Here is a 24,153-nt window from a genome sequence, read left to right as displayed (position 1 = left end):
ACCGATGTCGGGCCGGTAGCACCCGACTGGTTGCCGTTGATCAGCAGCGTCCCGGCATTGACGTTGGTGGCGCCGCTATAGCTGTTGGTGCCGGTGAGCGTGGTCACGCCGGTGCCGAGCTTGTTGACCGAACCCGTGCCAGAGATGGCCCCATCGAAGGTATAGGTGTTGTTCAGGTTGAAGGCGAGCGTGCCGTTGTTGGTCACGCTCGGTGTCGTCAAGGTACCCGCTGTCGCGCCGCTGCCCACCTGGAGCGTCCCGCCCTGGATCGTCGTGCCGGCGCTGTAACTGTGGTCACCAACAAGCGTCAACGTTCCGGTGCCCTGCTTGTCCAGGCTCTCGAAGCCGCTGATGCCCGCGCCCTGGACTGTGCGATTCACCGTGTTGATTACCCGAAGCGTGTCGCCCGCGCCCGTCTCGCCACCGGTGCCGGCGTTGACTGTTCCGGTGAGAACGGCGCCGTCGTTAAGCGTCAGCGTGTCGTTGCCGGCGTCAAGGTTCAGCGCTCCCACTCCGGTGTTCAAGGTCCCGGTCAGGTTGACAGTGTCGCTGCCACCGCCAAGGTCGCCATTGCCGCGCAGCGTGCCGCCATTGGCGATGTTGATCGTGCTTGCCCCTGCGTCGCCGGTGATTGCTACGGGGGTCGCGCCGACCGCCTGCACGGTGCCATTGATGTTCAAGGTCGAGCCGCCATCCATGGCGAGGGTCGGGGTGGTCAGCACCTTGCCCGCGTCGACCTGCAGCGTGCCGGCATTCACGGTCGTGCCGCCGCTGCTGGTCAGGTTGGTTGCCAATTCCAGCATGCCGGCATCGACCTGCGTCGTGCCGCCGATGCTGCTGTCGATCGCCGACGTCAGCCTGGTCGTGCCGGCGCCGATCTGGGCGATGTTGCCCGCGCCGCTCAGGTTGCCGGCAAAGTTGAACGTGTCGCTGCGATTGAACGACAGCGTCGAGGTCGAGTTGACGACAACGACATTGCCTGTGCCGGCGTTGCCCGACGTGCCGCCATTGCCGATGATCAGGTTCCCGTCATTGATGACGGTGTTGCCGGAATAGCTGTTGTTGCCCGTCAGCACCCACGTGCCGGCATCGTTCTTGGCCAGCGTCGTTTTCCCGGTCGTGGCATTCTGGTCGACGATCGTTCCGCCCATTATGTTGAGACCGGTGTTCGTGCCGCCCAGCGCCAGCGTGCGCGCTCCGGCCCCACTGTATAATGCGGACCCGGTATTGGTGAACTGGATCGCCCCGGTGCCGGACGATTCGATGAAGCTGACGCCGGTCTGCAGCGTGAACAGCCGGTCGGTGGTGTCGCCCGTGCCGGTATAGCGCAGCGTCGAACCGCTGCCGATCACGAGGCTGGATGCCAGGTTCGACGACTTCCCGATCGAACTCGCCTGGCCGCCATCGGCGAGCTTGTCGACGGCAAGCACGCCGCCGCTGATCGTGGTGATGCCGGTATAGGTACTGGTCTGGTTCTTCAGCACCCAGGTACCCGTGCCGCTCTTGGTGAGAGCGGTAGTGCCGCCCGTCGGGTTGTCGATCCGCGCCGAAAGCGAGTTGTCGGCAGTGCTCAGGCCCGCGAGCTGCAGCGTTCGGCTCCCGCTGCCTGACATGGTGACAGGCGCCGTGCTGGTAAAATTGATCGGACCCGGGCCAGAGGCGTACGCGTCGAGACCGCCGCCATTGGGGCCGAAGGTGAACTGCCGGTCGGTGCTGCCACCCGTACCGTTATAACGCAGCACGCCGCCATTGATGATCAGATTGCTCGGCGCGGAACTCGATGCTCCGATCGAGCTGTTGGTGCCACCATTGGCAAGGCTGGCCACGGCGAGGATGCCGCCATTGATGACAGTCGGGCCGGTGTAGCTGCTAGCGCTGCCGGACAACGACTGCGCGCTGGCCCCGTTCTTCACAAGCCCGCCGCTGCCGCTGATGGCACCGTTGTAATTGGCGCTTCCGATACCGCTTATCGTCAACGTGGCGCTGCCAAGCGTGATGTTGCCGCCAGTAATGCCCAGATTACCTTGGCTGATATAACCGACCGTATTGCTGAAACCGTTCAGATCCAGGGTTGCCCCGGTCGTGTCCATTCGCAGGCCGCTCAAGCCGAATGCGCTGGTCGACCCCGCGCGGAGGGTGCCGCCGTTGACGAAAGTCGCACCGTTGTAGGTATTGGCACCGGAGAGCACCAAGGTGCCGGGCCCGAACTTTTCGAGCTGCGTCCCCGTCGCCACCCCGCTGAACTCGAGTGTCGTGGCGGCGTTCTCCACGGTGATCCTGCCCGAGGTCAGTGTAAAGCCGCGATCGGTCGTGACGCTGGCGCCGGTATAGTTCAGTGTGCCATCGATCTGCAGATTGGTCGAGGCGCTACTCGAGGCGCCGATGTCGCTCGGCTGTCCGCCATTGCGCAGGCAGCTGACGTTCAGCGTGCCGGTGATGGTCGTGGCTCCCGTGTAGCTGTCGGTGCAGCCGCTGAAGGTCTGGCTGCCGCCCGCGACGGCGACGCCGCCGCTGCCGCCGATCGTGCCCGAAAAGCTGCCGTTGCCGTTCGTCGTCAGGGTCGCCGCGCCCAGCAGCACGCTGCCCCCGCCGCCGAGCCCGCCCACGGTGTTGTTGTTGTTGGCCAGATCGAGAGTCGCTCCCGTGGCCACTGTCATCGCCCCTGTGCCGAACGCACCGGCAGACCCTGCACGCAGAATGCCAGCGCTTACCGTGCTGCCGCCGGTATAATTGTTCGTGCCCGACAGCACCAAGACACCGGCGCCGCCCTTGGTGAGACCACCTGTCCCGGTGCCAACCCCGCTCATCGTCAGCGTGGTGCCGCCGATTACGTCGATAGCTCCGCCGCCGGTGCCGAGCGTGAAGCCACGGTCGCTGCTGGTGGTTCCGCCGATATAGCTGAGCTTCCCACCGTTTTGCAGCACAAGATTGGATGAAGCGTTGCTCGCCGCGCCGATACCGCTCGCCTGCCCGCCATCGGCAAGCGTGCTTATGGCCAGAGTGCCGCCGGCAATGGTGGTGACGCCGACATAGTCGTTGCTCGCGTTTGTCAGTGTCAGCGTGCCGGCGCCGGTCTTGGTGAAGCCGGCATCGTCCGGGCTGGTCACTTGGCCGGAGAACGTCAGGTTGGTGGCGGCGTTGGTGACCTCGAAGGTGCGCGATGGACCGCCGTTGACGAGGGTGAAGCCGCGATCGGTCGAGGCCGTTGCGCCGGTGTAGCGCAACGTGCCGTTCTCGATCACCAGGTTCGACGACGCGCTGGATGAGGCGCCGATGCCGCTCGCCGCGCCGCCATTGGCGACACTGTTGAAGGCGAGCGTGGCACCGCTCACCGTCGTCGCACCGGTGTAACTGTTGCTGCCCGTCAGCGCGACGACACCGGTGCCGGTCGAGCCTCCCGTGCCGCCCACCGTGAAGGAGGTCGGGCCACCGTTGTTGATAATGTTCGAGGCGACGGTGAAGGTGCCGCCACTGTTCTGCTGCACGCCAAGCGCGCTTCCACCGGCGCCTCCGGTCAAGGAGCCGCCCTGGATGGTCTGGTTCGCGGTGCCGACCGAGGGAGAGACGATTATAGTGCCGTCCACGCCGAGCGTATTGCCGGCGCCAACAGTGACGATGGAATTGGCCGCCGCCGTGTATTTGAGGCCGCCGAGCGCGACATTGCCGTTCACCGTGCCGAAATAGGGCGTATTGGCGTTGCCGGCTTCGTCGCTAAGGATATTGCCCGTCGCCCACAGGGCCGCGTTGTCCTCATCAACATAGGCGGTGAATGCGGTGATGAAGCCGCCCGACACTTGCGCATAGTCGGTGCCGTTGACGGTTGCCCAGCCGCCAAGCGCGCCGTTGGCATTGCTGGTGGCCATCGACGTTCCCGTGCCGATGCCGAAATCGACCAGACCGCCGGTACGGCTGACGGCGCCGAGTTTGACCGCCAGCACGCCGCCCGCGCCAGCGGTCGCGTTGATCCGGTTGTTGCCCGCCGTGACGTTCAGGCCATTGAAGCTTTGGCTGTTCGTCCCGGTGCCACCTTTCACGGTGAGCGTGCCGCCGCTCATATTGAGCGCCGAGGATATGGAAACGATATTGTCCGTCGGCGCGCCGGGCGCTGTGAAATCCAGCGCCAGCGTGCCGCCGCCGATGCTGGTCGCGCCGGAATAGGTGTTGGCGCCCGTCAGCGTCTGCGTGCTGGCACCTAGCTTGGTGAGGCCGCCGGCGCCGGTAATGACGCCGGCATAGGTGGCGCTGCCCGATGTGCCGTTCACCGTCAGGTTGTTGCTGCCGAGGTCCACGGTCCCGCCGGTGCCCGCCAAGGAGCGCGCGGTTATGTCGAAGCCACCCAGGTCAAGCGTGCCGCCATTGACGACAAGCGGATTGGAAGGCCCGAATGCAGCAGAGCTGCCGGCGGTGAGCGTTCCGCCCTGGACCGTGGTGGTGCCGGTGAAAGTGTTGCTGCCGCTCACCACCCAGGTGCCGGCGCCGTTCATGGTGAGGTTGCCGGCGCCGGAGATCACGCCGGAGAATGTGTTCGCCCCCGCGAAGCTGCCGCCGAGCGTCAGCGTATCGGCGACGCCGCCCGCGACAAAGCTCGTCGGTCCGCTGAAGGAGAGCGCGCCGGTGCCGTCATTGCTGATGGTGCTGGAGCCCGAGATCGTCAGCGTGCGGTTGGTCGCCGAGCCCGTTCCGGTATAGCTCAGCGTGCCGCCGCCGAAATTGATAGTGTTGCCGGTGCCGAACGAGCTGTTGGCACCGCTGTTCGCCAGGGTCCCGGCCCTGACGGTGATAGTGTTGATCGTGGTCGGCCCGGTGTAGGTGTTGGCGTCCCCGAGGGTGATGATCCGGCCAGCATTTCCGGTAAAGGCGATAGCCCGGGCGACCGAGGAACTAATGACGCCCAGCAGGTCCATGTCGCCGGACGCCGCGGAGAAATTCATGGTAAGTCCGTAGGCACCGCCGGCAAGAATATCGCCGGTCAGCGTCAGCGTCCCGGTGCCAGCGTTCTGGAGATAGTTGCCTCCGCTGGAGGTGTTGTTGAAACGCCAGTTGCGATTGGAGCTGTCGCCGTCACCGAAATAGACCAGATTGCCGCCCACTCCGCCACCGGCGCTTACAGTGATGGTACCCGACGCCGCATCCGTAGGCGCGCCGAGCGAGCTTGCCACCCCAAGGTCTGCTACCGAGGTGAAGCCGTTGGTGCCTTGGCCGAAAACCGTCTGACCTGTATAGTCGTTGGCGTCGTTGCTGATTGTGCCTAAAACCTGCAGCCCGCCGGCCCCGGTGAAGCGCGCTGTGAGCGCCCCACTACCTGCGACCGCACGTCCGCTGACGATCGTAACAACCCGGCTGGCGGCAAGTGCGCTGGTCGAGCTGATAGAGGTACCATTCGCAAGTGACACGCCATTGCCGGCCGCGCCGAGTGAGGCATCGCTGGCGAGCCCAAGTCCTCCGGCCGAGACGGTGATGTCACCCGTGAAGGTGTTCGCGCCGGTGAGCGTCAGCCCGCCGGCGCCGACTTTGGTGAAGCCTGATCCGGCGATCACCGAACTGATTGTGGTGGTTCCGGCAGTGGAAATCGTCGGCGTCGTGCCGGTGAGCGTCAGCGTGCTGCCAGCGATTGTATAGCCCGCGACACCGAAGGTCAGATTGTGGGCCGTCATCGGCCCCGCGAGCGTCACCGTCCCGGCGGTGCCGTTGAAGAAGGCATTGTCGCCGCCGACGGCGGCATTGTTCCAGCTGGCCATCGGCCCGGTGACACCATCACTGCTCGGATTCCAAAGCAGGGACGAGGTGTTCCAGGCTCCGGTACCCCCGAGGCCCACAGCGGTGCCGTTGACGTCCCAATAGAGATCGGCCGCCCCTGCAGGGACGGCGCCAAGCCCGGCCAATAGCGCGGCCGACACAAGCGCACCACGCAAGACCGGAGCTGCCGTCGAAGCCAGGTGGGCAAGATTCGGCGCATAGCTCGCCGCCTGGCCTTTCCATTTGGTCATACGGCCGCCGCGCAGCAGGCGATGGGCAAATGATGGTTCGCGCGTCGGCTCCGCCGACATGCCTGCTTTGCTGTTCACGATTCTATCCATCATATTCCCCCGCGTCGAATGGCCACTGCCGCAACCAGTCGTCGTAACATGCCGGCCGCCTTGCAAATCGATATGGCCGGGGCGGCAGCCGACCGATCCATGTGATAAGAGATTTGCTGAAGGGGTTGGTGGCGAACCGACAGCTGGCAAGGAGGGTTGCCTGCCCGCTTTGCCGGGCCGGAACGGGATGACCCTCGGCGGATCCTTGCATCAGTCGACTGACCGACGGCAATGACGCGCCACTCGCCTGACTAGGCTGCGCCACGACCTCATATATCCGCAATGCCCACTGCTGGCTTGATCTGCTCCAGCATCACCCTCTCCTCAGCCTGATCAGATTGCCAACCGCGATCGCACCTTGGTCCCGGGCAATGGCGGCGTTGCACTGGCGATCGAATCGGCACCCGCAAAGCAAGTCTGTCAAGAACATCACACATCAAGCAACTTATAAAGAGGTTAATTGAATTGTTTCGGATTTATTGATGTAAACATTAGGATGTTTAAATATAAGTCAGATCTTACATTCGACTGCAGAATCCCGAGCTTCGCTCGACGGCCTTCATGAAGACACCGCGCGGGTAGCCATCCGGAGAAATCCAGCGAACGAGACCCGGTGTAACGGGGAGCTGTTTTGCGAACACATTGCCGATGCCCAGGAGCAACGGTACGGGAAATAGAACGTCTACTTCAACAGCGCCATCGTCCTGTCGACGGCGCTGGGGAAGCCATTCAGCGAGAGTGCCAGATTGGTCTCCTTCCCCCCGTCCGCGACCACCTTGACCTTGAGGCTTTTGCCGTCGCGCAGGCTCGCCAATGTCTCGACGTCGAAACTCAGATCGACGAGGCAGCCGCCGGGCAGGCAGGTGCGGAAGCGAGCCCATCGCGGCTCCCACGCATCTTGAAACCCGTACCTGGATTCTGGAGGTCACCGTCACGCCGCAAGCCGGCCTCCCGATACCACTCTGGACAGAGCCAAGAGCCGCACGGCGCGGCTTCTTCGATCTCATCGCCAGAGGCGGAATCGCAGGGTGAATCCACGGATGGGGCGACGGCCCCATCCGCTTTTGGCATGGAATATTCTATTGCTGCGCCAGCGTTTGTTTCGCCATGGCAGCAGCCAATTGGTCGACGTTGTATTTGAACATCCTGGCGTAGGTTGGCGCGGGACCGTCCTCTTTCGAAAGGGCCTCGACGTAGAGCTCTCCGCCCGCTTCGGCGCCCGTGGCGCCCGCGATCTGCTTGACGGGACGAGGATCGTTGGAGTTTTCAAAGAAATAGGTCTTCACGCCTTCCTTCTTGATCTGCTCGATCAGCTTGGCGACGTCGCCGGCCGAGGCCTCGGCTTCAGTTGACAAGCCAAGCGGCGACAGGAAAGAAACCCCGTACTCACGTCCGAAATAGCCGAAGGCGTCATGGCTGGTCAGCACCTTGCGCTTCTCCTGCGGAATCGGGTCGATCTTGGAACGCGCGTAGGCGTCGAGTTCATGGAGCTTCTTCATGTATCTCTCGGCATTCGCCTTGAAATGTCCTGCCCCCTCGGGATCGGCCGCCTCGAGCGCCTTCTCGATGTTGCCGACCCAGACCTCGACATTGACCGGGCTGTTCCAGACATGCGGATCGGTCACGGTCTTGCCATCCTCATCCATCGTGCGGGTCTTGACGCCTTCGGAAGCGACGACCGGCGTTCCGGTGTAACCGGAACCGCTGATCAGGCGATCCATCCAGCCCTCCAGCCCTTCGCCACTGACGAAAACGACATCGGCGGCTTTGAGGTTCTTGGCGTCGTCCGGCGTCGGCTCGTATTCATGGGGATCGCCGTCGGCCGGTACGATTGTCTTGACTTCGACATTGCTGCCGCCGACTTCCTTGGCCACGTCGGCAAGCACCGTGAAGCTCGCAACGACATGCAGCGTCTTCGCGGAGGCAGCGGCCGCCACCGCCAACACGGCAACAGCGCTGAGCCCAAGCGTGGCCATCATGTTCAGTCTTCTCATCGAAACTCTCCTTGGTGATCAGCCCGTAAGGTGTGGGCGGGGAAACAGACGCCGCACGGCACCCGACGGAGCGGCAAGCAGCGAGACGCAATAGAGGAGGCTTGCGGTCAGGATGATGCATGGTCCCGAGGCGTAGCCGAGATGGAATGAGGCGATCAGCCCGACGAAACCGGAGAGCGCTGCCGTCGAAGCCGCGACGATGAACATTCCGGGCACGCTGCGTGCCCATAGCCGCGCGATCGCGGCGGGCAGCATCATGAGCCCCACCGCCATGAGCGTACCCAGGGCCTGAAAGCCGGCGACGAGATTGAGAACGACCAGGAAGAGAAAGACGAGATGGTGGAGCGACCCGCGTCCGCCGACCGCGCGAAGAAATCCCGGGTCGAAACATTCGGCGATCAACGGGCGGTATACGATCGCAAGGATGATCAGCGTGAGCGAGGCGATCGTCGCGACGAGGTAAAGCGCCGGCGCGTCGATCGCGAGGATGGTGCCGAACAGTACGTGCAGCAGATCCCGGCTCGATCCGCGCAGCGAGACGATCAGCACGCCGGCGGCGAGCGACGTGAGATAGAAGGTGGCGAAACTGGCATCCTCGCGCAGCGACGTCGTGCGGCTGACGATGCCCGACAGGATCGCAACGGCGAGCCCGGCGATCAGCCCGCCGATGCCCATGGCAGTCAGCGAAAAGCCCGCGAACAGGAAGCCGACCGCCGCGCCGGGCAAGACGGCATGGCTGAGCGAATCCCCGACCAGGCTCATACGGCGCAGCATCAGGAGCACGCCGACCGGGCCGGAGCCCAGTCCAAGGCAGAAACAGGCGACAAGCGCCCGGCGCATGAAGCCATAGTCGGCGAAAGGCGCCAAAATCAGGTCGTGCAGGCTCATGCCGCTTTGTTCCTGGCCCGGTGACAAACCTCGGCAAAGTCGTCCCAGTTTTCCGCCATGGCTCTTGCCTTGAGCAGATTCTCTGCGGTCATCACCGATGATGTCGGACCCCATCCGATCGGTTCGCGGGCGATCAGCAGCGTTTCGGGGAAATGTGCCCTCACCTGTTCGAAATCATGCAGGACGGCGATGATCGTGCGGCCGTCGCGGTGCCAACGCAGCAGGATATCCATCAGATCGCGCGTGGTCCTGGCGTCGATGGCGGTGAACGGCTCATCGAGCAGGATGACCCGTGCGTCCTGCAGCAGCAGCCGGGCGAACAGCACACGCTGGAACTGCCCTGCGGAGAGCGAGCCAATGGGACGACGTTCGAACCCTTCCAGGCCGACGGCCGACAGCGCCTCCCGCGCCTTCGCCGTGATCGCCGCGGTGATACCGCGAAACGCACCGACAACGTGCCACGCGCCGAGCATGACCGTGTCTCCGACGCTCAGCGGGAAACTGCGGTCGATCTCCGCCGCCTGCGGCAGGTAGCCGAAGTCGCGCGAGGAAAGTTCGGTGTGGTCGATATGTCCTTCCACGACAGGGAGCTGGTTCATCAGCGCCTTGACCAGCGTCGATTTGCCGGCGCCATTCGGGCCCGCGATCGCCGTCATGCTGCCCGGAAGAAATGAGCCGGAAAGATGATGCACGGCCGGGCGCCGATCATAGGCGACTGTCACGTTCGACAGGCTGATGAGGCGGCCGCCCGCCTCGGCGGCTGCGGGATCTGTCTTGTTCATGCCAGCGACACCGCCCAGGCAACCGCCAGCCACAGCGCGACGATGATGAGGACCAAGACCCCCAGACGCTCGAACGCGGACCAGACGAGAAAGCTGCGGGCGAAGATCGTTCGCCCCGCCGAGATTCGTGGCCAGTTCATGCGGCTTCCTCCGTCCAGCGCGGAAACGGATCGGACAGATGCTTCCATTGTGCCGGCGAGAAAGTTTCGGCGGCAACCAGGCAGGAATCGAGTTCATTCCGGATGCGCGCTTCGTTCATCGGGTGCGTTCCGATGAAGACGATCTCCTGCCGGCGGTCTCCCCAGACCGGATCGAAATAAGGCTGCATGGATTGGCGCCAGCCGTCGTTGTCGGGCCATCTGGCCTTCGGAACCGCCGACCACCAGAAGCCGCGCCGGCCGCTGCGGACCAACGCACCAGCCTGGCTCAATTCGCCAACATGCTGCGGGCGCGTGGCCAGCCAGAAGAATCCCTTGGCGCGGACGACGCCCGGCCATGCGCGGTCGATGAAAGCCTTGAATCTCGTCGGATCGAAGGGCCGGCGCGCCCGGTAAACGAACGAACTAATCCCGTATTCCTCGGTTTCGGGAACGTGTTCGGAAAAGCCGTTCAGCTCCTTGAACCAGAGCGGATGCTCATGCGCCTTGTCGAAATCGAACAGGCCGATGTCGAGGATTGCCGCAAGGTCCACCCGACCAAAATCAGTCTCGATGATCCGCGCATCCCGATTGAGCGCACGCACGATCTTTCGCGCGGCGTCGAGGTCGGCCGCCGTCGCGGCCGACACCTTGTTGAGCACGATGACATCGGCAAATTCGATCTGCTCGACCAACAGATCGACCAGCGCGCGGTTGTCCCCATTGCCAAGCGATTCACCGCGATCTTTCAGGAAATCGCTCGAGGCGTAGTCCTTCAGCAGATTGGCGGCGTCGACCACAGTGACCATGGCGTCGAGCCTCGCCACGTCCGACAGGCTGACGCCATTTTCGTCACGAAACTCGAAGGTGGAGGCAACCGGAAGCGGCTCGGAAACGCCGGTGGATTCGATCAGAAGATTGTCAAACCGGCCCTGCCTTGCCAGCGCCTGAACTTCCTTCAGAAGGTCGTCCCTCAAGGTGCAGCAGATGCAGCCATTGGTCATCTCGACCAGTTGCTCGTCGGTCCGCGACAGGTTCGCCCCGCCGTCGCGGATCAGCGACCCATCGATGTTGACCTCGCTCATGTCGTTGACGATCACAGCGACCCGCCGACCCTGGCGATTGCCGAGAATGGTGTTGAGAAGTGTCGTCTTTCCGGCGCCGAGAAAGCCGGAAAGGACGGTCACCGGCAATTTGCGCCCTGCCTCTGCCTGCATGTGATCTCCGGTAGATTTTCAATTCCAGTTGACCCCTGGGTAGGTTATGTTATTACATTGGTCAACAGAAAGTTATGTTATTTCATAACAGAAATGTGAACCGAATGCTCGATCTCAATCGCGTCGGCACGATCCCCGGCGGTCTGACCAAGAACCAGGCGCTCGTGCTGGAGATCATAGACAAGGCAGGTAAGCCGATCGGCGCCTACGAGATTTTGAGGGAACTTGGGCCTCGGGGGATCAAATCACCGGTGCAGGTTTACCGGGCGGTCAACGGTCTTATTCAATGCGGTATCGTCCACAAGGTCGAGAGCATGAACGCCTTTGTGCGCTGCACCGACGCGCACCCCCATCATGGACAAACAACGATCCTCGCGGTCTGCGACCGGTGTGGAACTGTTGTTGAACACCACGACGAGACAGTCGATCGTCGGCTTGTGGCCTGGGCCGAGCAAGAGGCCTTTCAGGTCGATACTGTCGCCATTGAACTCAAGGTGCGCTGCGCCAGCTGCAATGCCTCAGCTTCCTGAAGTGGCAGCCTGCGTTACGCCAACTTCACACCCTGGGTATCGTGAACCAGTCCGGCCTCAGTCGGATTCTGAAAGGAACGGGTTGATCGTCTCCCAGGTCTGGTTCGGAAACTCCTCGTAGAATGAGAGCTTGCCGCGCGGCAGTTCGACGGTCCGCACATTCGTCAGCGATGCCAGGCCCGTCATCTCCGCCTTGGACTTGCGTGGGGTTCCGCCGCCGTAGACGACGAGTATCTTCGTCAAGATTCGTCGCGCGCTTTCCAGGAAGGCATCGCGATCGGTGAACGGATCGAGTTCCCCGGCGACGAAGCGGAAGGAAGCGTAGCGGGCGCCGGGCGCGTCGGTGACGGTGCGTTTTTCGGCCATGCGCTCCGGCGTCAGCCAGGCCGGATCGGCATAGACATGGCCGCGCGCCATCATGCCGATGACAAGGCTGTTCACATTGAGCCGATAGAGAAAAGACCCGGCGAGCGGCAGGTCGACGGCCTTTGCCAGCCCGCGAAACAGCGCCATGCGCCTGCCGGTCATGGTTGGAAGCGGCCCACGCCAGGTCGGCGACAGCAGGCAAAGGCGACCCAAGCCACCCGGATTTTCGGCGGCCACTGCCAGCGCATAGCCCGCGCCATGACCGGCAGCGATGGTCGCAGCAGGCTGAACGACACTCTGCGTCACGAAGCGCAGGAATGTACGATAAAGTTCCGGGCGCCAGGCAATCCTGGGGCGAGGCAAGGCGCCGAAGCCGGGCCAGTCGATGGCCGTCGTGGCAAAGGATGCGCCGAGCCGCTCCTGCAGCGGTCGCATTTCGGTGCGGGTCGAGATCGAGCTGAGCGCCGGCAAAAGGAGCAGGTTCTTGCCCATTCCAAAACGGGTCAGGCCGACGGCAACCTTTTTGCCGTCCGCAATCCATTCAATTTGATCCTCGATCCAGTCCATGCCTTCAATGCTGTTTGACGCTGACCTTCGGGGATGAACTCTCCGCGTTTGCGTCGAGAAGCCGTTGCCCGATTTGCAGCGCGAGCGCGATGTCGGGCTCTGCGATCATTGCCACGGCCTTGCCGACGCGCAAGGAGCGTATCGGCCGCTCCAATATGCTGATGACCGTCTTCAGGTCGGGGCAGCCGGATTCGCGGCAGCGAACCTCCGTCACGGTGATTGCGACATCTTCCTTCAGATCAAGCCGATCGCGTATCCATTGTTTGATCCTGTCGGCATGAGATGATGAAGGTCCCCGTCTGGGCGCAAAGGGATTGACGAATTTCACCAGCTTCGCGGCCTCTCGTGATAGGCGAAGGTCACGCCCGGCACCCCATGAACCCGCTCTCGATGATACCCTTCGGCAGATTGCGGCCGATGAAGACAAGACGACTGGTCCGCTCCTCATCAGCCTTCCACGGCCGCTGGTGATCGCCTTCCAGCAGCATATGGACGGCTTGCACCACAAAACGGTCGTCGTCGTCCTTGAAAGCGAGAATGCCCTTCATGCGCAACATGTCCATGCCGAACTGCTGCGTGACCGTCTGCAGCCACGGCAGGAATTTTTTCGGGTCGAGCGGTTCCCTGGTGACCAGGGCGAAGCTGGTCACATGGTCATCGTGCTCATGCTCGTGGAACTCGTCGAGGAAATCCGGTTCAACTTCGAGGATACGGTCAAGGTCGAACGAATTGCGGCCGAGAACCTTGTCGAGATCGACGTCGCAACGCTGTGTGCGGTGGATGGAAACAGTGGGGTTGATGCGCCGGATGCGGCTTTCGACCTCCTTCAGGTCTTCGGCCGAGACGAGGTCGGTCTTGTTGAGCAGCACCGTATCGGCGAATGCCAACTGCTCCTGGGCTTCGTGCGCTTCGTCGATCTCGCCGAGCAGATGCTTGGCGTCGACCACAGTCACGATGGAATCGAGCCTGGTCTTGGAACGAACGTCCTCGTCGACGAAAAACGTCTGCGCGACCGGCGCCGGGTCGGCGAGGCCGGTCGTCTCCACCAGGATAGCGTCGAAACGGTCGCGACGGCGCATCAGGCTGTCGATGATGCGGATCAAATCGCCGCGCACCGTGCAGCAGATGCAGCCATTGTTCATCTCGAACACTTCTTCGTCGGCGTCGACGATAAGATCGTTGTCGATACCGACCTCGCCGAACTCGTTGACGATGACGGCAAACTTCTTGCCGTGATTTTCGGACAGGATACGGTTCAACAGCGTGGTTTTGCCCGCGCCGAGATAGCCGGTCAGCACGGTCACTGGAGTCTGGGTCTGCATGGCGGGAAACTCCGTTGAGGGGGCGGTTTTCATCTTGTTATCGGTTATAGTATAACGTATCAAGCACAAAGATGTGAGGGTTGAACGGGTGTCCTTCGGGACGCTTCCTCGTCATAGAGGGCGGGGATCGTTCGATCCTGACAAGATGTGGGGCGGGGACCAGAGAGGGGAAATCTGGCAAATGGCAGTGCCTGTCGTGCCCGCAGCGGGCAAGTATCGTCGGGGGCATGATGGCAATTCCGGCGCGTTCCGGCATCGCGGTATCGATTTGAGCCATGGTCCCCTGGCGGGCATTCACTGGCAGGAACGAACCGTGCGGTTTGCGTTTCGAACCCATGCGCGACTCGTGCTCGCGATCATGGTCGCGGCCATCGGCGCCACGGGTATGCTGCTTGGCACATTGCGTGTTGCCGTGCGTCCTCCGGCCTTTGCCCAGGCAATCCCGGCAAAACCACAAAGGACAAGACAAGGATCGACACCAAAGGACGATCGGCTGCCACCGCCGCATGTCGCCGGAACGGATGCGATCGCCAATCTGGTGGAAGCCGGCCCCAATGGATCCGCCAACGAATTCACCTATCGCCATGTCGAGTTTTCGCTGGGAAATCCATCTGCTGACGATCAATCGGATGCGGCGGAACCGCTGCTTTTTCAGGAAGATGCTGTTGCGCGGCCGAGTCCCTTCGATGCGCTGCTCGCAAAGCCACGGACCGACGCCTCATCAAACCGTGCTCCGAGCGCGGTCCCTCGGCCAATCCCGGGCAATTCCAAGATGATGGCGGCGCGAGGGACTCCTATCAATGTCAGCATGGCCGCGGAGCAGCCGGCGCCGCATATCAAACGGGTGGCGGCGATGCCGAAGTCCGATGTGGACGTTGCCGCTTTTCTAGCTGCCGCGGGTTTGAGCAATGCCGATGGCCATTTGCTGGCGGATGCGTTGAAGGAGCAGGCCATTGCCCCTTCCGACCGTGTCGACCTGATGCTTGAAACGCCGGCATCGAAAGCCGGAACCGCGCAACTCGCGGCGGTCCGGGTCCTTCGGGATAATGGTGCAGAGGCGATTCTTGCGCGGAGCGACGCTGGAGGTTTTCAGCCGGTCGCCAACCACGACTTGTTTGACCGTCTCGCTGCCGAGGCGACCGAAGCAGGCTTCCACGCGGGAGGCATGGACGGACTGGATGCGGATGGAAATGTCTCGCAACTGCGGGCGAAATATCCGCTTGTCATGCAGCGCCTTGAAAAGGAAAACGTGCCGCCCGCCGTGGCGAGCCAGATTATCGGGCTGGCGCGCAATTGCGGCCTCAAGCTCGATGGTGACTCGGCTGACGCCCACTCGATCGAGCTGATCTTCCGGACACGTGCTGATGGCAGCTCCGAACTTGTCTCGGCAAGATTCGACAGCGGAGATGGCGGCAAGACATTCTATCGCTATCGGCCGTCCGCAAACGAAGAGGCGGAATTCTTCGATGACCAGGGCCGGTCTGTTTCAAAGATGATGATGGCAAAGCCGGTCGCCAACGGAAGGCTTGGCGATGGTTTTGCCTGGCGGCTGCACCCCATTCTCAGGCGATGGCTGCATCATAACGGCGTCGACTACGCCGCCCCCTATGGCTCTCCGATCGTCGCCGCGGGGGACGGCAAGGTTGCCATCATCGGTTGGCAGCCCGGCTATGGCAAGTATGTGCGCCTGCAGCACGATGGCGGGTATTTCACGACCTACGCCCATATTTCCCGAGTGCCCGCGACGCTTCAGGTTGGACAATATGTGAAGCAGGGGCAGGTCATCGCCTATATCGGCTCGACAGGTCTTTCGACTGGGCCGCACCTTTATTACGAATTGCGGATCGGCGGCCGCTACTACGATCCTACATCCGTGCGGCTGACGGCCGGCACTCGATTGACCGGGCAGAGGTTTGAAGCCTTGCGAAAGCAGATCGACCACGTGGGGAGAATTTCGCGATATTTGGAGCAGGCCATGACGGCGGTCCCGAAGGACCGTGGACACCTCAGTCACGTGAACTTCGATCACGCGAATGCTCTCGCGGCGCCAGCCCGAAGCTGATCGCCTCCGTCTCTCGGCAAGTGTTCGATTCCGAAGACAATCTGCCCGCCAGATCTGCTCCGGACTGAACTCCCAGAGGGGACCGGGACTTCAAGCGCCTCTTCGTTTCAGCTTCGGCACCCTTGCGCTCTCACGCTCCGGCGCCGACGATTAACGCTCCGCTTCGAGTTCAACGCCAAAAATAGCCGTTTTCTGGTTCGCTGAATCCATTGAGCGTAAAAGTCTTATCTTGATGATTCCATCGATGGCAATTTGCCGCTTTGGCAACATGGCAGGTTCGTGAGTGGCGCAGACACTTGAAGAGAAAGCGGAACTGCCGTCCATCAGCAGCCCCCTCCGGTTTGGCTACCTTCCATACGGCATGGTGGCGGCGGCAACAGCTCTGACGGCCGGGTCCACGACGGCGCAAGCGCATATCATTCAGTCGGGGACGGGTGGATTTGGCAGCGGCTTCGAACATCCGCTGACAGGGCCTGATCATTTCCTGGCCATGTTTGCCGTGGGACTGTGGGGCGCCCAGATCGGTGGGCGTTCGATCTGGACGCTGCCGGTTGCATTCCCGCTGATCATGGTCGTCGGCGGAATTGCCGGAATAGCAGGTGTCCCGCTGCCCGGTGTTGAGATTGGCATTGCGCTGTCGATCATCGCCCTGGGGCTGGCCATCGCCTGCGCTTGGCGGCCGGCGGAATGGGTTGCGTTGCTAATGATTGCCGTGTTCGCCATCTGCCACGGCCACGCCCACGGCGCCGAACTGCCGAATGCAGCCGACCCGGCCGACTATGCAATCGGCTTCGTCATCGCCACCGGCTTGATCCACCTGCTGGGTATCGGATTCGGACTTCTGCTGGGCAAGGCATTCAGCGGACGGTTGTCGCAGGGCCTGGGCGGATTGATCGCGGCGGGAGGCGTTTATTTCCTTGTCGCCTGAAACATATCCCAAGCGATCGGCGTGGCGATTCCTGCTTCGATGGTCAGGCCCTGTCGTGGCCATCGCCGGCGCTGCCATGATCGGCCTACTTGCGACCTCTTCCGAAAGGACGCAGACGTCGTGGTGGATCCTCAACAGCGCCCTTTCTCCTGAACGCGTCTTGCCGCTGGTCGGACTGGGCGTCGCAACCGCTCTGGTAAGCCTGAGGCTTGGAGTTCTCACACTCGTGGCATTGCTGCTGGGCGAGGTGGTCGGGACTCTGCTTTACGATCGATTCCTTGATGTGATGGCCGGCGTACGGGGAGCGACGACTCACGCTTTCCTTACCGCGCCATTTTCGATGCTGATAATCGGCATCGTTCTCGTCGTTTCCGGTCGTTTCCGAACTTGCACAATACCCGCCGCGGCGTTGCTCATCGGCGCGTTGTTGGCCGTCGTCACAAAGTTCACCGACCCTACGTTGAACGATCTCCGAATACCGCTCTCGGGGACGATCATCGCCCTTTGGATCGTTGTCGCCGTCGGCCTTATCGGACGGATTTTCCCGCCTGCGTGGTACACGATCGGCACACGCATTCTGGGCAGTTGGCTGGTCGCGATCGGGCTCCTCCTTGGAGGAACGGCGATCGCCACCAAGCCTCCAACAACCATGTCCCAACCATCGGGGGCTGCTCCCGCCGATGGATTGCCCACTGGGAAATACCGCTACGAGCCTCCTGTTCAGCAATTTACGCGTCCGCGCGATTCCTTGAAGCAGGGCGAACACAAGCTGATGCCGTGAACGGTATCCCGGCCAGAAAAACATCTTGGTTGCGTGGCTGCGGCGGGCCGGCTGCTCTGGTGTTCGACGCTTTCAGCCGTTCATCAGGGAGTCATTGCGCCGCCTTCAAGCGCCGGATGAGACCGGCGCCCAGATAGGCAGTGGCACCGAGCGATGTGATCCAGAAGCTCGTCGGCCAGTCTGTTTCGAACGCAAGCCACAAGCTGGTCCAGGCGATGGCGACCGCTAGCGCGATCGAGACAAGGATGCCCCGCAGCACACCGCGGGTCAGGCGCAGCGTCGTTGCCGCCGGGGCGACCATCAGCGCGAAGACGAGAAGCACGCCGACGATTTGGGTGGCTTCAGCCGTGGTCACGGCGACAATGATCATGAACAATGTCGAAACCAGATCGAGGTTCACGCCCTTGGCCTCCGCCAGCTCAGGCTGCAGGCTGGCGAAGAGCAAGGGTCTGGAAATGAAGGTCAAGCCGACCAGGATCGCCAGGGAAAGCGCTGCAAGGATGACGACCGTCCGGAAACTGATGCCGAGCACGTTTCCAAACAGGACATTCGTCGCCTGGGACGCGAAAGCGGTGTAGAAATGCAGGAAAAGCAAGCCGAGACCGAGCGAAAGCGTCAGCACGATGCCGATCGCGACGTCGCGATGCGCTCTTTCGCCCAGAAGGCCGATGCCGATGCCGGCCAGCACGGTGAAGATAGTCAACCCGAAGAATGGCGACAGGCCGAGCAGGCCGGCGCCCGTTGCGCCAGGAAATCCGACATGAGCCAGCGCATGTCCTGCGAAGGTCTGGCCTCGCAGCACGAGGAAATATCCTACCGCCCCGGTCACGATGGCAACGACCGTGCATGCGGCGAAGGCGTTGCGCATGAATTCGTAGTCAAACATCGTGAACATGCGCGGCGCCCTCCAGTTCAACGTCGTCGGCCATCACGAAGATGCGTCCGCCTACCCGCACCACGTTGATGTGCGTTCCATAAAGCCTCGACAGGACCGGACCGTTGATGACCTCATCGACGCTCCCGATCGCGGCGTTGCCGTTCCCGAGATAGAGGACGGCATCGACGGCGCGAAGCAAGGGGTTGATCTCGTGCGAGCAGAAGATGACGGCGATACCCAGCCGCTCGCCGACCTCATGGACGAGTTCGATGATGGTGCGCTGATGCGCGGCGTCCAGGCTGATCAGCGGCTCGTCGAGCAGCAGCAGCTTGGGGTCGCCGATCAGCGACTGGGCGATAAGGATTCGCTGCCGCTCGCCCCCCGACAGCTCCGCGAACGGCCTCCTGGCGATATCGGCCGCGCCGACCTCTTCAAGCGCTTTCCATGCCGCGTCCTTCTCGAGCGCCGACGCCGCCGGCCAGCGCCAACGATGGCCGCCCGCCGCCGTGACGACGAGATCGAAGCCGCTGATGCCGGCATGGGTCACGGTGCGGCGCGCCTGCGGCATATAGCCTATGGCGGGATTGCCGCGTGTCGGCGGCCGGCCAAGGACGAAAATCGTTCCGCTGGCCGGACGGAAAAGCCCCAGGACCGCGCGCAGCATCGTTGTCTTGCCCGCCCCGTTGGCGCCAAGCAGCCCCACGAACGCACCCTGTGGAATGGAAAAGGAGACGTCGGTAAGAACCCGGCGTCCCCCATAGGTCAATGTGACCCTGTCGAAGGCGATGACATTCATTGTGTGCGGGCGGCCAGGGCCTTCTGCACGTCGCTGATCTGGCCGCCGAACCACGACTGGATCGTCTTGCCGGCGGGTTCCGTCTCGGTTACGCCTATGACGGTGACCTTGTTCTGCTTGGCAATGTCGAGGAGACGCGTCGTCGCTTCGTCCGTCACCTGCGAATTGTAGAAGAGGATCTTGGCCGATCCGTCCTTGAGGCTGTTCTCGAATGCCGCCACCTGCGTCGGGCTCGGCTCGGCATCGTTCATCACCGTGACCTGAAAATCGTAGTTCAGCATCTTGAGGCCGAGGGCATCGGCCATATAGCCGAACACCGGCTCCGTCGCAGTGACCTCGGTTCCGCCATAGGCCTTCTTGACGTCGTCGATCTGCTTGTTGATTGCGTCCAACGACGACTGAAACTTCGCCAGGTTGGCCTGATAGTGCGCTGCATTGGCGGGGTCGAGCTTTGAAAGGTCGGCGGAGAGTTGCTTGGCGATCGCGGGCAGCGTCGCCGGATTGTACCACAAATGCGGGTTGTCGCCCGACTTCTTGCCGATCAGATCCGCGGCCACGATGGTCGTGCGCTGCGCGTTGGTGGAGGCTGATAGAAGTTTCTCCATCCACGGATCGTAATCCGCGCCGTTGTAGATGATGATCTTGGCGTCGGCGATCGTGCGCGCCGTCGAGGGGCTGGTCTCGAACAGATGCGGGTCATCGTCGGGATTGGCAAGGATGCTGGTCACCGCGACATTGCTGCCGCCGATCTGATGGGCGAGATCGCCATAGAAATTCTCGGCCGCGACGATGTTCACCTTATCTTCGGCGCGAGCACCGCCGCCTGTCAGCAATGTCACGGCGAACAACAGCGCCGCCAAAAATGGAAAGGAACGCATGTCTTTCTCCCTTTGCAGAGCGAGGCAACCCCTGTCGCCGAAGCGATCACTGGGTAGGTTATGTTATTACGTCAGTCAACCAGAAAGCGATGTTATCACATAACGGAAATGTGAAATATGTGCGATCCGCTCTCGGCAGGTCCGACCTCCCGCGGCCTGACGATACCCAGGCACCGTAGGCCAATCGGTGCTCGCCGGCCGCCACGGTTTCGCCCGCGGCGCCCCATTTTTTGTTATCGTCCCGCTGGCCGAAGCCACGATAGCCAAGCCGAAATCACGTATGCTATAGCCCTGGAGGACAGGATCGGCTTGGCCAAATGACATTGTCGCGCAGACGATCGCCCGCACCAGTAGCGATCGCCGCTGTACTGGTTCTTTTCGTTCAGGCATTCGTAAGCGGTGCGGGAATCGGCGCGCAGGCCGCCACCGGGCCGCGCGATGCTTTCGGCAACATCTTGTGCACCGCCGATGCGGGAACCACTTCGCACAGCGGATCGCATAGCGGCGGCTGTGATTGCGACTGCTGCCTGTCCGGCTGCGATTTCGCAACGGCGATCATTCCCGAAGCGAACAGCGTCGAGCCGCTGTTGAACGCCTTCCTCATCACCTCCGACAGCAGGCGTTTTTCCGATGCATTGGTCCGGCGTTACGAGCTTCAGCCGCTCAGCTCACGCGGTCCCCCCTGACTGGAAACCGGCGGAAGCAACCGTGGCGGTTGCAGGATCGCTTCTAGATCTCGACCAATCTCCAATTCAATTCGGGCCGGCCTAGTCCGCCCACCATAAGGAAATGAACCATGCGCAATATCGTTCTCGCAACCGCATTTGCAGCCCTCTCTTCCGTCGCGCTTTCGGACGCCGCGTATGCCCATGCCCATCTCGAAGCGGCGCAACCGCCGATCAACGGGACGGTCAAGGAAGCGCCTACGGAGCTCGACCTCAAGTTCAGCGAGGAGCTCAACCTGAAGTTCACCGGCGTGAAGGTCACCGGACCCGATAAGAAGGCGGTCAAGACCGACAATGACATGCTGATGGACGGCGATAAGACCTTCATGGTCAATCTACCTGCCGGTCTCGCCGCCGGTGTGTACAAGGTCGAGTGGCATGCGCTGTCGCAGGACGGCCACAAGACGCATGGCGACTACAAGTTCACCGTGAAGCCGTGATCGGCCAGAGGGGGCACGATTCGTGCCCCCTCGTTCGCTCCGCCCGATGATGGACCACCCTACATCCGATCGCCCGGCCGCCCGATGACGCCGGACACCCTGCTCATGGCCTGCCGCTTCGTTCACGATGCGGCGCTGATGCTGCTATGGGGAGGCTTCGGCTATCTTGCAACGCTTGTCCCGCGACGTCTGGCCGAGCCGGTGGCGGAGAGGTTGACGATCTTTCGCCTTACGGCGGTCAGCCTGGCCCTGGTCACGACATGCGCGGCATTGCCGCTGCAGGCCGCGATGATCGGCGATGGCTGGCCGGATGCCGTCAACGGACAGGTGCTCGGCGACATCCTTGTCTCGACGAGCGTCGGCAAGGCGTGGCTTTGGCAACTGTCCGCTGCCGGCGCGCTGGCGATCGCGCAGAGCGCTTCCGCCCGCCTTGTGCCAATGGCGACGGCTGCGACGGCGGCCCTGGCCTTGGCCAGCCTCGCGCTCACTGGACACGCCGTCATGCAGGACGGCTGGCAAGGCGTTGTCCATCCGCTCAACGACATCCTGCACCTGCTTGCCGCCGGCGCATGGTTCGGCGCCCTGCTGCCGCTTGTACTCGTGCTGGCCAGATTCGGCCGGCCGGCATTTCGGGCGGAGACCGCGACAGCGCTTCGCCGTTTCTCGACGGCCGGCCACTGGGCGGTCGCGCTGGCGATCCTCTCCGGCATCGGCAACAGCCTTTTCATCGTCGGCTGGCCGTTCGGCTGGAGTTCGACCTACCGGGCGTTGTTGACGGCGAAGATCGCTGTCGTGCTCGTCATGACTTCGGTAGCGATTCTCAACCGCTATCGGTTTGTGCCCCGCATCGGCCGCGACCGAGCCTCGGCCCTCGCGGCAATCCGGACGGGCACGCTGGTCGAGATCGGCCTCGGCCTTGCCGCCATCCTGCTCGTCGCGATCTTTGGCATGCTCGATCCGAACGGCGGGGAGTGATCCTACCTGATGGCGGAGCCCGATTGTTCCGCGATATGGGCTCGTCCGCAAAAGCGGGCGAGCCCGTTCGAGCGTCAGGCTCCCGCCGGCTGAAGACCAGCTTCCTTGAAGCGCTTCGGCACCAAGCAGTCGATGATGGCGAAGACGACGATCGCGATGCCAGTCAGCGGGAAGATGACTGAGACCGCGAGTGCGATGACGATGATCGCCACTGGCGCCCGGTAGTCCTTCGGATAAAGCGGCGCGCCGAGGCGCCCCGTGGGGCGACGCTTCCACCACATCACGACGCCGGACAACGCCATGGTGATGACGGAGAGGCAAAACAGCACGTTGAGCGCCGTGTTCCACCAGCCGAGATTGGCCTGGTGCAGGGCAATACCCACCGCCATCGCCTTGCCGGCCAGACCGTAGTCGGCGAAGCGCACGTCGGCGAGGATCTTGCCGGTGTAGCGGTCGATATGCACAGTGCGGTCGCCGAACGGGTTCTTGGTGTCGGCATCCATCGAGTCGGCCGAGATCGTGTACACGCCGCCGTCGTCCTGCGGCGCGTTGATGCGAAACTGCTCGGTGAATCCATTGGCACGGGCGTAGGCGGCGACCGTGTCGAGATTGACGGAACCCATCTGCAGCCCGGCGGAACCCGCCTGCGAACCCGACATCGGCATCGGCGTCTGCTCCAGCGCCCAGGGCACTTCCTTCATCGCGCCATGGTTCATCGAGGCATGGGTCTTGTCGGAGAGCGGAACATTGTCCCATTTTGCCGCCGGAAAGGTGCTCCAGGCCTGCATGATCTTGGTGCCCCAGATGCCGGTCCAGGAGAGACCGGAGAGCAGGAAGAAGAACAGCACGATCGAGAGGTAGAAGCCCAGGGAGACGTGGATTTCCTTCCAGAACGAGCGCCCCCGCGCGGAGAGATTCGGGAACAGCACCTTGCCGAGCGAACGTCCGTTGCGCGGCCACCACATATAGAGCCCGGTGAGGATCAGCACGATGCCGAGGCCGGCGGCGACCTCGATCAGACGATCGCCGACATCGCCTAGCAGCAGCGTGCCGTGGATGTTGTCGGCCCAGTAGAACCAAGTATCATCCTTGACGATTGTATCCAGCGCCTTGGCGTCATGCGGATCGATGGCGACGACATTGTCCTTGCCATTGCCGTTGACGATGAAGACGGTGGCGCGGTCGTCCTCCTTCGGCACCACCATCAGCTTCAGCGCGCCGCCGGGAATCGCCGCGACGGCCGCTTGCGACTGCGCCTCGTAGGAAGCGCGCTCGCCACCGGGCGCCACGTAGTGCTTGGCGCCGAGAAAGGTCTCGATCGAATTGCCGTAGACCATGATGAGGCCGGTGCAGGCGAGCACCAGCAGGAACGGGATGACATAGAGGCCGGCATAGAAATGCCAGCGCCATATGGCGCGATAGAGCCTTGTGCTGACAGCCACGTCCGGCTGTGTCGCAAGCGTTGCGGTAGACATGATAACCTCTCCAGGAAGGCGGTCCGAGCGGCCGCCGTTGCAAATGTTTGAAGGGGGAACAGCCGCGTCCGGGACGCGGCCGTGCTATTTCAGTCGCGTGCGATGCCAGGCAGCACATGGTGGACGAGAACAGCCAGTTGGCCGAACAGCCATGCCACCACGAAGGCATCAAAGACGTCGAGGCCGTTGCGCTGCAGATCGAACAGCCGCGCGCCCGGTTCGGGAGACTTCGGGACAACCCAGGCGAACACGGCAAGGCCGGACGCCGCACCCGTGGCGAAGGTCAGTCCTAACTGCACCCAGGGACTGGAGCTTGTGCACTGGCCCAGTCTCATG

At 62.6% G+C, this 24,153-nt stretch carries 21 protein-coding genes and 1 pseudogene; 7 read left to right on the top strand and 15 right to left on the bottom strand.

The window, feature by feature from the left end; all coding sequences use genetic code 11:
* The 7 genes and pseudogenes from FJ418_RS09905 to zigA all read right to left on the bottom strand — a co-directional run.
* Nucleotides 1-6,065, bottom strand: a 6,065-nt coding sequence (locus tag FJ418_RS09905; protein ID WP_246682991.1) for an autotransporter-associated beta strand repeat-containing protein, incomplete at its 3' end; no start/stop codon positions are given.
* Between the two features lie 694 nt (nt 6,066-6,759).
* Nucleotides 6,760-6,951, bottom strand: a pseudogene (locus FJ418_RS09900) (invasion associated locus B family protein); the annotation flags it as partial.
* Nucleotides 6,952-7,156: 205 nt separating this feature from the next.
* Nucleotides 7,157-8,071, bottom strand: coding sequence for a zinc ABC transporter substrate-binding protein (locus FJ418_RS09895; protein ID WP_140865107.1), 915 nt, complete (start codon nt 8,069-8,071; stop codon nt 7,157-7,159).
* An 18-nt stretch (nt 8,072-8,089) separates the two neighbouring features.
* Nucleotides 8,090-8,959: a metal ABC transporter permease gene (locus FJ418_RS09890; RefSeq protein WP_140786185.1), complete on the bottom strand. Its 870-nt coding sequence runs from the start codon at nt 8,957-8,959 to the stop codon at nt 8,090-8,092.
* Nucleotides 8,956-9,741, bottom strand: a complete 786-nt coding sequence (locus FJ418_RS09885; RefSeq protein WP_140865105.1) for a metal ABC transporter ATP-binding protein — start codon at nt 9,739-9,741, stop codon at nt 8,956-8,958. The genes FJ418_RS09890 and FJ418_RS09885 overlap by 4 nt, the downstream gene beginning before the upstream one ends.
* Nucleotides 9,738-9,881 carry a hypothetical protein gene (locus tag FJ418_RS31865; RefSeq protein WP_181166889.1) on the bottom strand — a complete coding sequence of 48 codons (144 nt, stop codon included), beginning with the start codon at nt 9,879-9,881 and terminating at the stop codon, nt 9,738-9,740. The genes FJ418_RS09885 and FJ418_RS31865 overlap by 4 nt, the downstream gene beginning before the upstream one ends.
* Entirely contained in the window at nt 9,878-11,095 is a 1,218-nt protein-coding gene (gene zigA, locus FJ418_RS09880) for a zinc metallochaperone GTPase ZigA (protein ID WP_140865103.1), read from the bottom strand. Before zigA ends, FJ418_RS31865 begins: the two co-directional genes overlap by 4 nt.
* Nucleotides 11,096-11,199: 104 nt before the next feature.
* Here zigA and FJ418_RS09875 point away from each other — a divergent pair, with 104 nt between their 5' ends.
* Nucleotides 11,200-11,625, top strand: coding sequence for a Fur family transcriptional regulator (locus FJ418_RS09875; RefSeq protein WP_181166888.1), 426 nt, complete (start codon nt 11,200-11,202; stop codon nt 11,623-11,625).
* Between the two features lie 57 nt (nt 11,626-11,682).
* On the opposite strand, the gene FJ418_RS09870 is transcribed toward FJ418_RS09875, so the two are convergent.
* Genes FJ418_RS09870 through FJ418_RS09860 form a run of 3 tightly spaced genes read right to left on the bottom strand, consistent with a single transcriptional unit; the run spans nt 11,683 to nt 13,880 of the window.
* A complete protein-coding gene (locus FJ418_RS09870) occupies nt 11,683-12,558 on the bottom strand; it encodes an alpha/beta hydrolase (protein WP_140865099.1) in 876 nt (291 codons plus the stop codon).
* A 4-nt stretch (nt 12,559-12,562) separates the two neighbouring features.
* The gene (locus tag FJ418_RS09865) at nt 12,563-12,886 is read right to left on the bottom strand and encodes a nitrate reductase (protein WP_140865097.1); all 324 of its coding nucleotides are present in this window, start codon (nt 12,884-12,886) and stop codon (nt 12,563-12,565) included.
* A 31-nt stretch (nt 12,887-12,917) separates the two neighbouring features.
* Nucleotides 12,918-13,880: a GTP-binding protein gene (locus tag FJ418_RS09860; RefSeq protein ID WP_140786180.1), complete on the bottom strand. Its 963-nt coding sequence runs from the start codon at nt 13,878-13,880 to the stop codon at nt 12,918-12,920.
* Nucleotides 13,881-14,061: 181 nt separating this feature from the next.
* Here FJ418_RS09860 and FJ418_RS09855 point away from each other — a divergent pair, with 181 nt between their 5' ends.
* The 3 genes from FJ418_RS09855 to FJ418_RS09845 all read left to right on the top strand — a co-directional run bounded on the left by FJ418_RS09855 (nt 14,062) and on the right by FJ418_RS09845 (nt 17,651).
* Nucleotides 14,062-15,942: a M23 family metallopeptidase gene (locus FJ418_RS09855; RefSeq protein WP_181166887.1), complete on the top strand. Its 1,881-nt coding sequence runs from the start codon at nt 14,062-14,064 to the stop codon at nt 15,940-15,942.
* Between the two features lie 283 nt (nt 15,943-16,225).
* Entirely contained in the window at nt 16,226-16,870 is a 645-nt protein-coding gene (locus FJ418_RS09850; protein WP_348643096.1) for a HupE/UreJ family protein, read from the top strand.
* Nucleotides 16,871-16,925: 55 nt separating this feature from the next.
* The gene (locus FJ418_RS09845) at nt 16,926-17,651 is read left to right on the top strand and encodes a hypothetical protein (RefSeq protein ID WP_140865093.1); all 726 of its coding nucleotides are present in this window, start codon (nt 16,926-16,928) and stop codon (nt 17,649-17,651) included.
* A 91-nt stretch (nt 17,652-17,742) separates the two neighbouring features.
* Here FJ418_RS09845 and FJ418_RS09840 read toward each other — a convergent pair whose 3' ends face one another.
* The 3 genes from FJ418_RS09840 to FJ418_RS09830 are packed head-to-tail and all read right to left on the bottom strand — an operon-like array spanning nt 17,743 to nt 20,202.
* Complete coding sequence (locus FJ418_RS09840) at nt 17,743-18,546, bottom strand: metal ABC transporter permease (RefSeq protein ID WP_210242130.1); 804 nt, start codon at nt 18,544-18,546, stop codon at nt 17,743-17,745.
* Nucleotides 18,530-19,324, bottom strand: a complete 795-nt coding sequence (locus tag FJ418_RS09835) for an ABC transporter ATP-binding protein (protein WP_140865091.1) — start codon at nt 19,322-19,324, stop codon at nt 18,530-18,532. Before FJ418_RS09835 ends, FJ418_RS09840 begins: the two co-directional genes overlap by 17 nt.
* Nucleotides 19,321-20,202, bottom strand: coding sequence for a zinc ABC transporter substrate-binding protein (locus FJ418_RS09830; RefSeq protein ID WP_140865089.1), 882 nt, complete (start codon nt 20,200-20,202; stop codon nt 19,321-19,323). The genes FJ418_RS09835 and FJ418_RS09830 overlap by 4 nt, the downstream gene beginning before the upstream one ends.
* Nucleotides 20,203-20,519: 317 nt before the next feature.
* Between FJ418_RS09830 and FJ418_RS09825 the strand changes: the two genes are divergently transcribed.
* From FJ418_RS09825 to copD, 3 genes are all read left to right on the top strand, one after another.
* Entirely contained in the window at nt 20,520-20,888 is a 369-nt protein-coding gene (locus tag FJ418_RS09825) for a DUF2946 family protein (protein WP_140865087.1), read from the top strand.
* 110 nt (nt 20,889-20,998) lie between these two features.
* Nucleotides 20,999-21,367: a copper homeostasis periplasmic binding protein CopC gene (gene copC, locus FJ418_RS09820; protein WP_140865085.1), complete on the top strand. Its 369-nt coding sequence runs from the start codon at nt 20,999-21,001 to the stop codon at nt 21,365-21,367.
* A gap of 84 nt (nt 21,368-21,451) precedes the next feature.
* A complete protein-coding gene (copD, locus tag FJ418_RS09815) occupies nt 21,452-22,342 on the top strand; it encodes a copper homeostasis membrane protein CopD (protein ID WP_140865083.1) in 891 nt (296 codons plus the stop codon).
* 74 nt (nt 22,343-22,416) lie between these two features.
* On the opposite strand, the gene FJ418_RS09810 is transcribed toward copD, so the two are convergent.
* Both FJ418_RS09810 and FJ418_RS09805 read right to left on the bottom strand, forming a co-directional pair.
* The gene (locus FJ418_RS09810) at nt 22,417-23,817 is read right to left on the bottom strand and encodes a PepSY domain-containing protein (RefSeq protein WP_140865081.1); all 1,401 of its coding nucleotides are present in this window, start codon (nt 23,815-23,817) and stop codon (nt 22,417-22,419) included.
* An 89-nt stretch (nt 23,818-23,906) separates the two neighbouring features.
* Nucleotides 23,907-24,152 (bottom strand): hypothetical protein, encoded by a 246-nt coding sequence (locus FJ418_RS09805; RefSeq protein ID WP_140865080.1) that lies wholly within the window; start codon nt 24,150-24,152, stop codon nt 23,907-23,909.
* Nucleotide 24,153: the final 1 nt, after the last annotated feature.

It is taken from the genome of Mesorhizobium sp. B2-8-3 (assembly GCF_006440815.1).
In the GTDB taxonomy this organism is placed as follows: domain Bacteria; phylum Pseudomonadota; class Alphaproteobacteria; order Rhizobiales; family Rhizobiaceae; genus Mesorhizobium.
The sequence above is the reverse complement of the archived record's forward strand: the minus strand, read 5'-3'. Positions and strand labels throughout refer to the sequence as shown.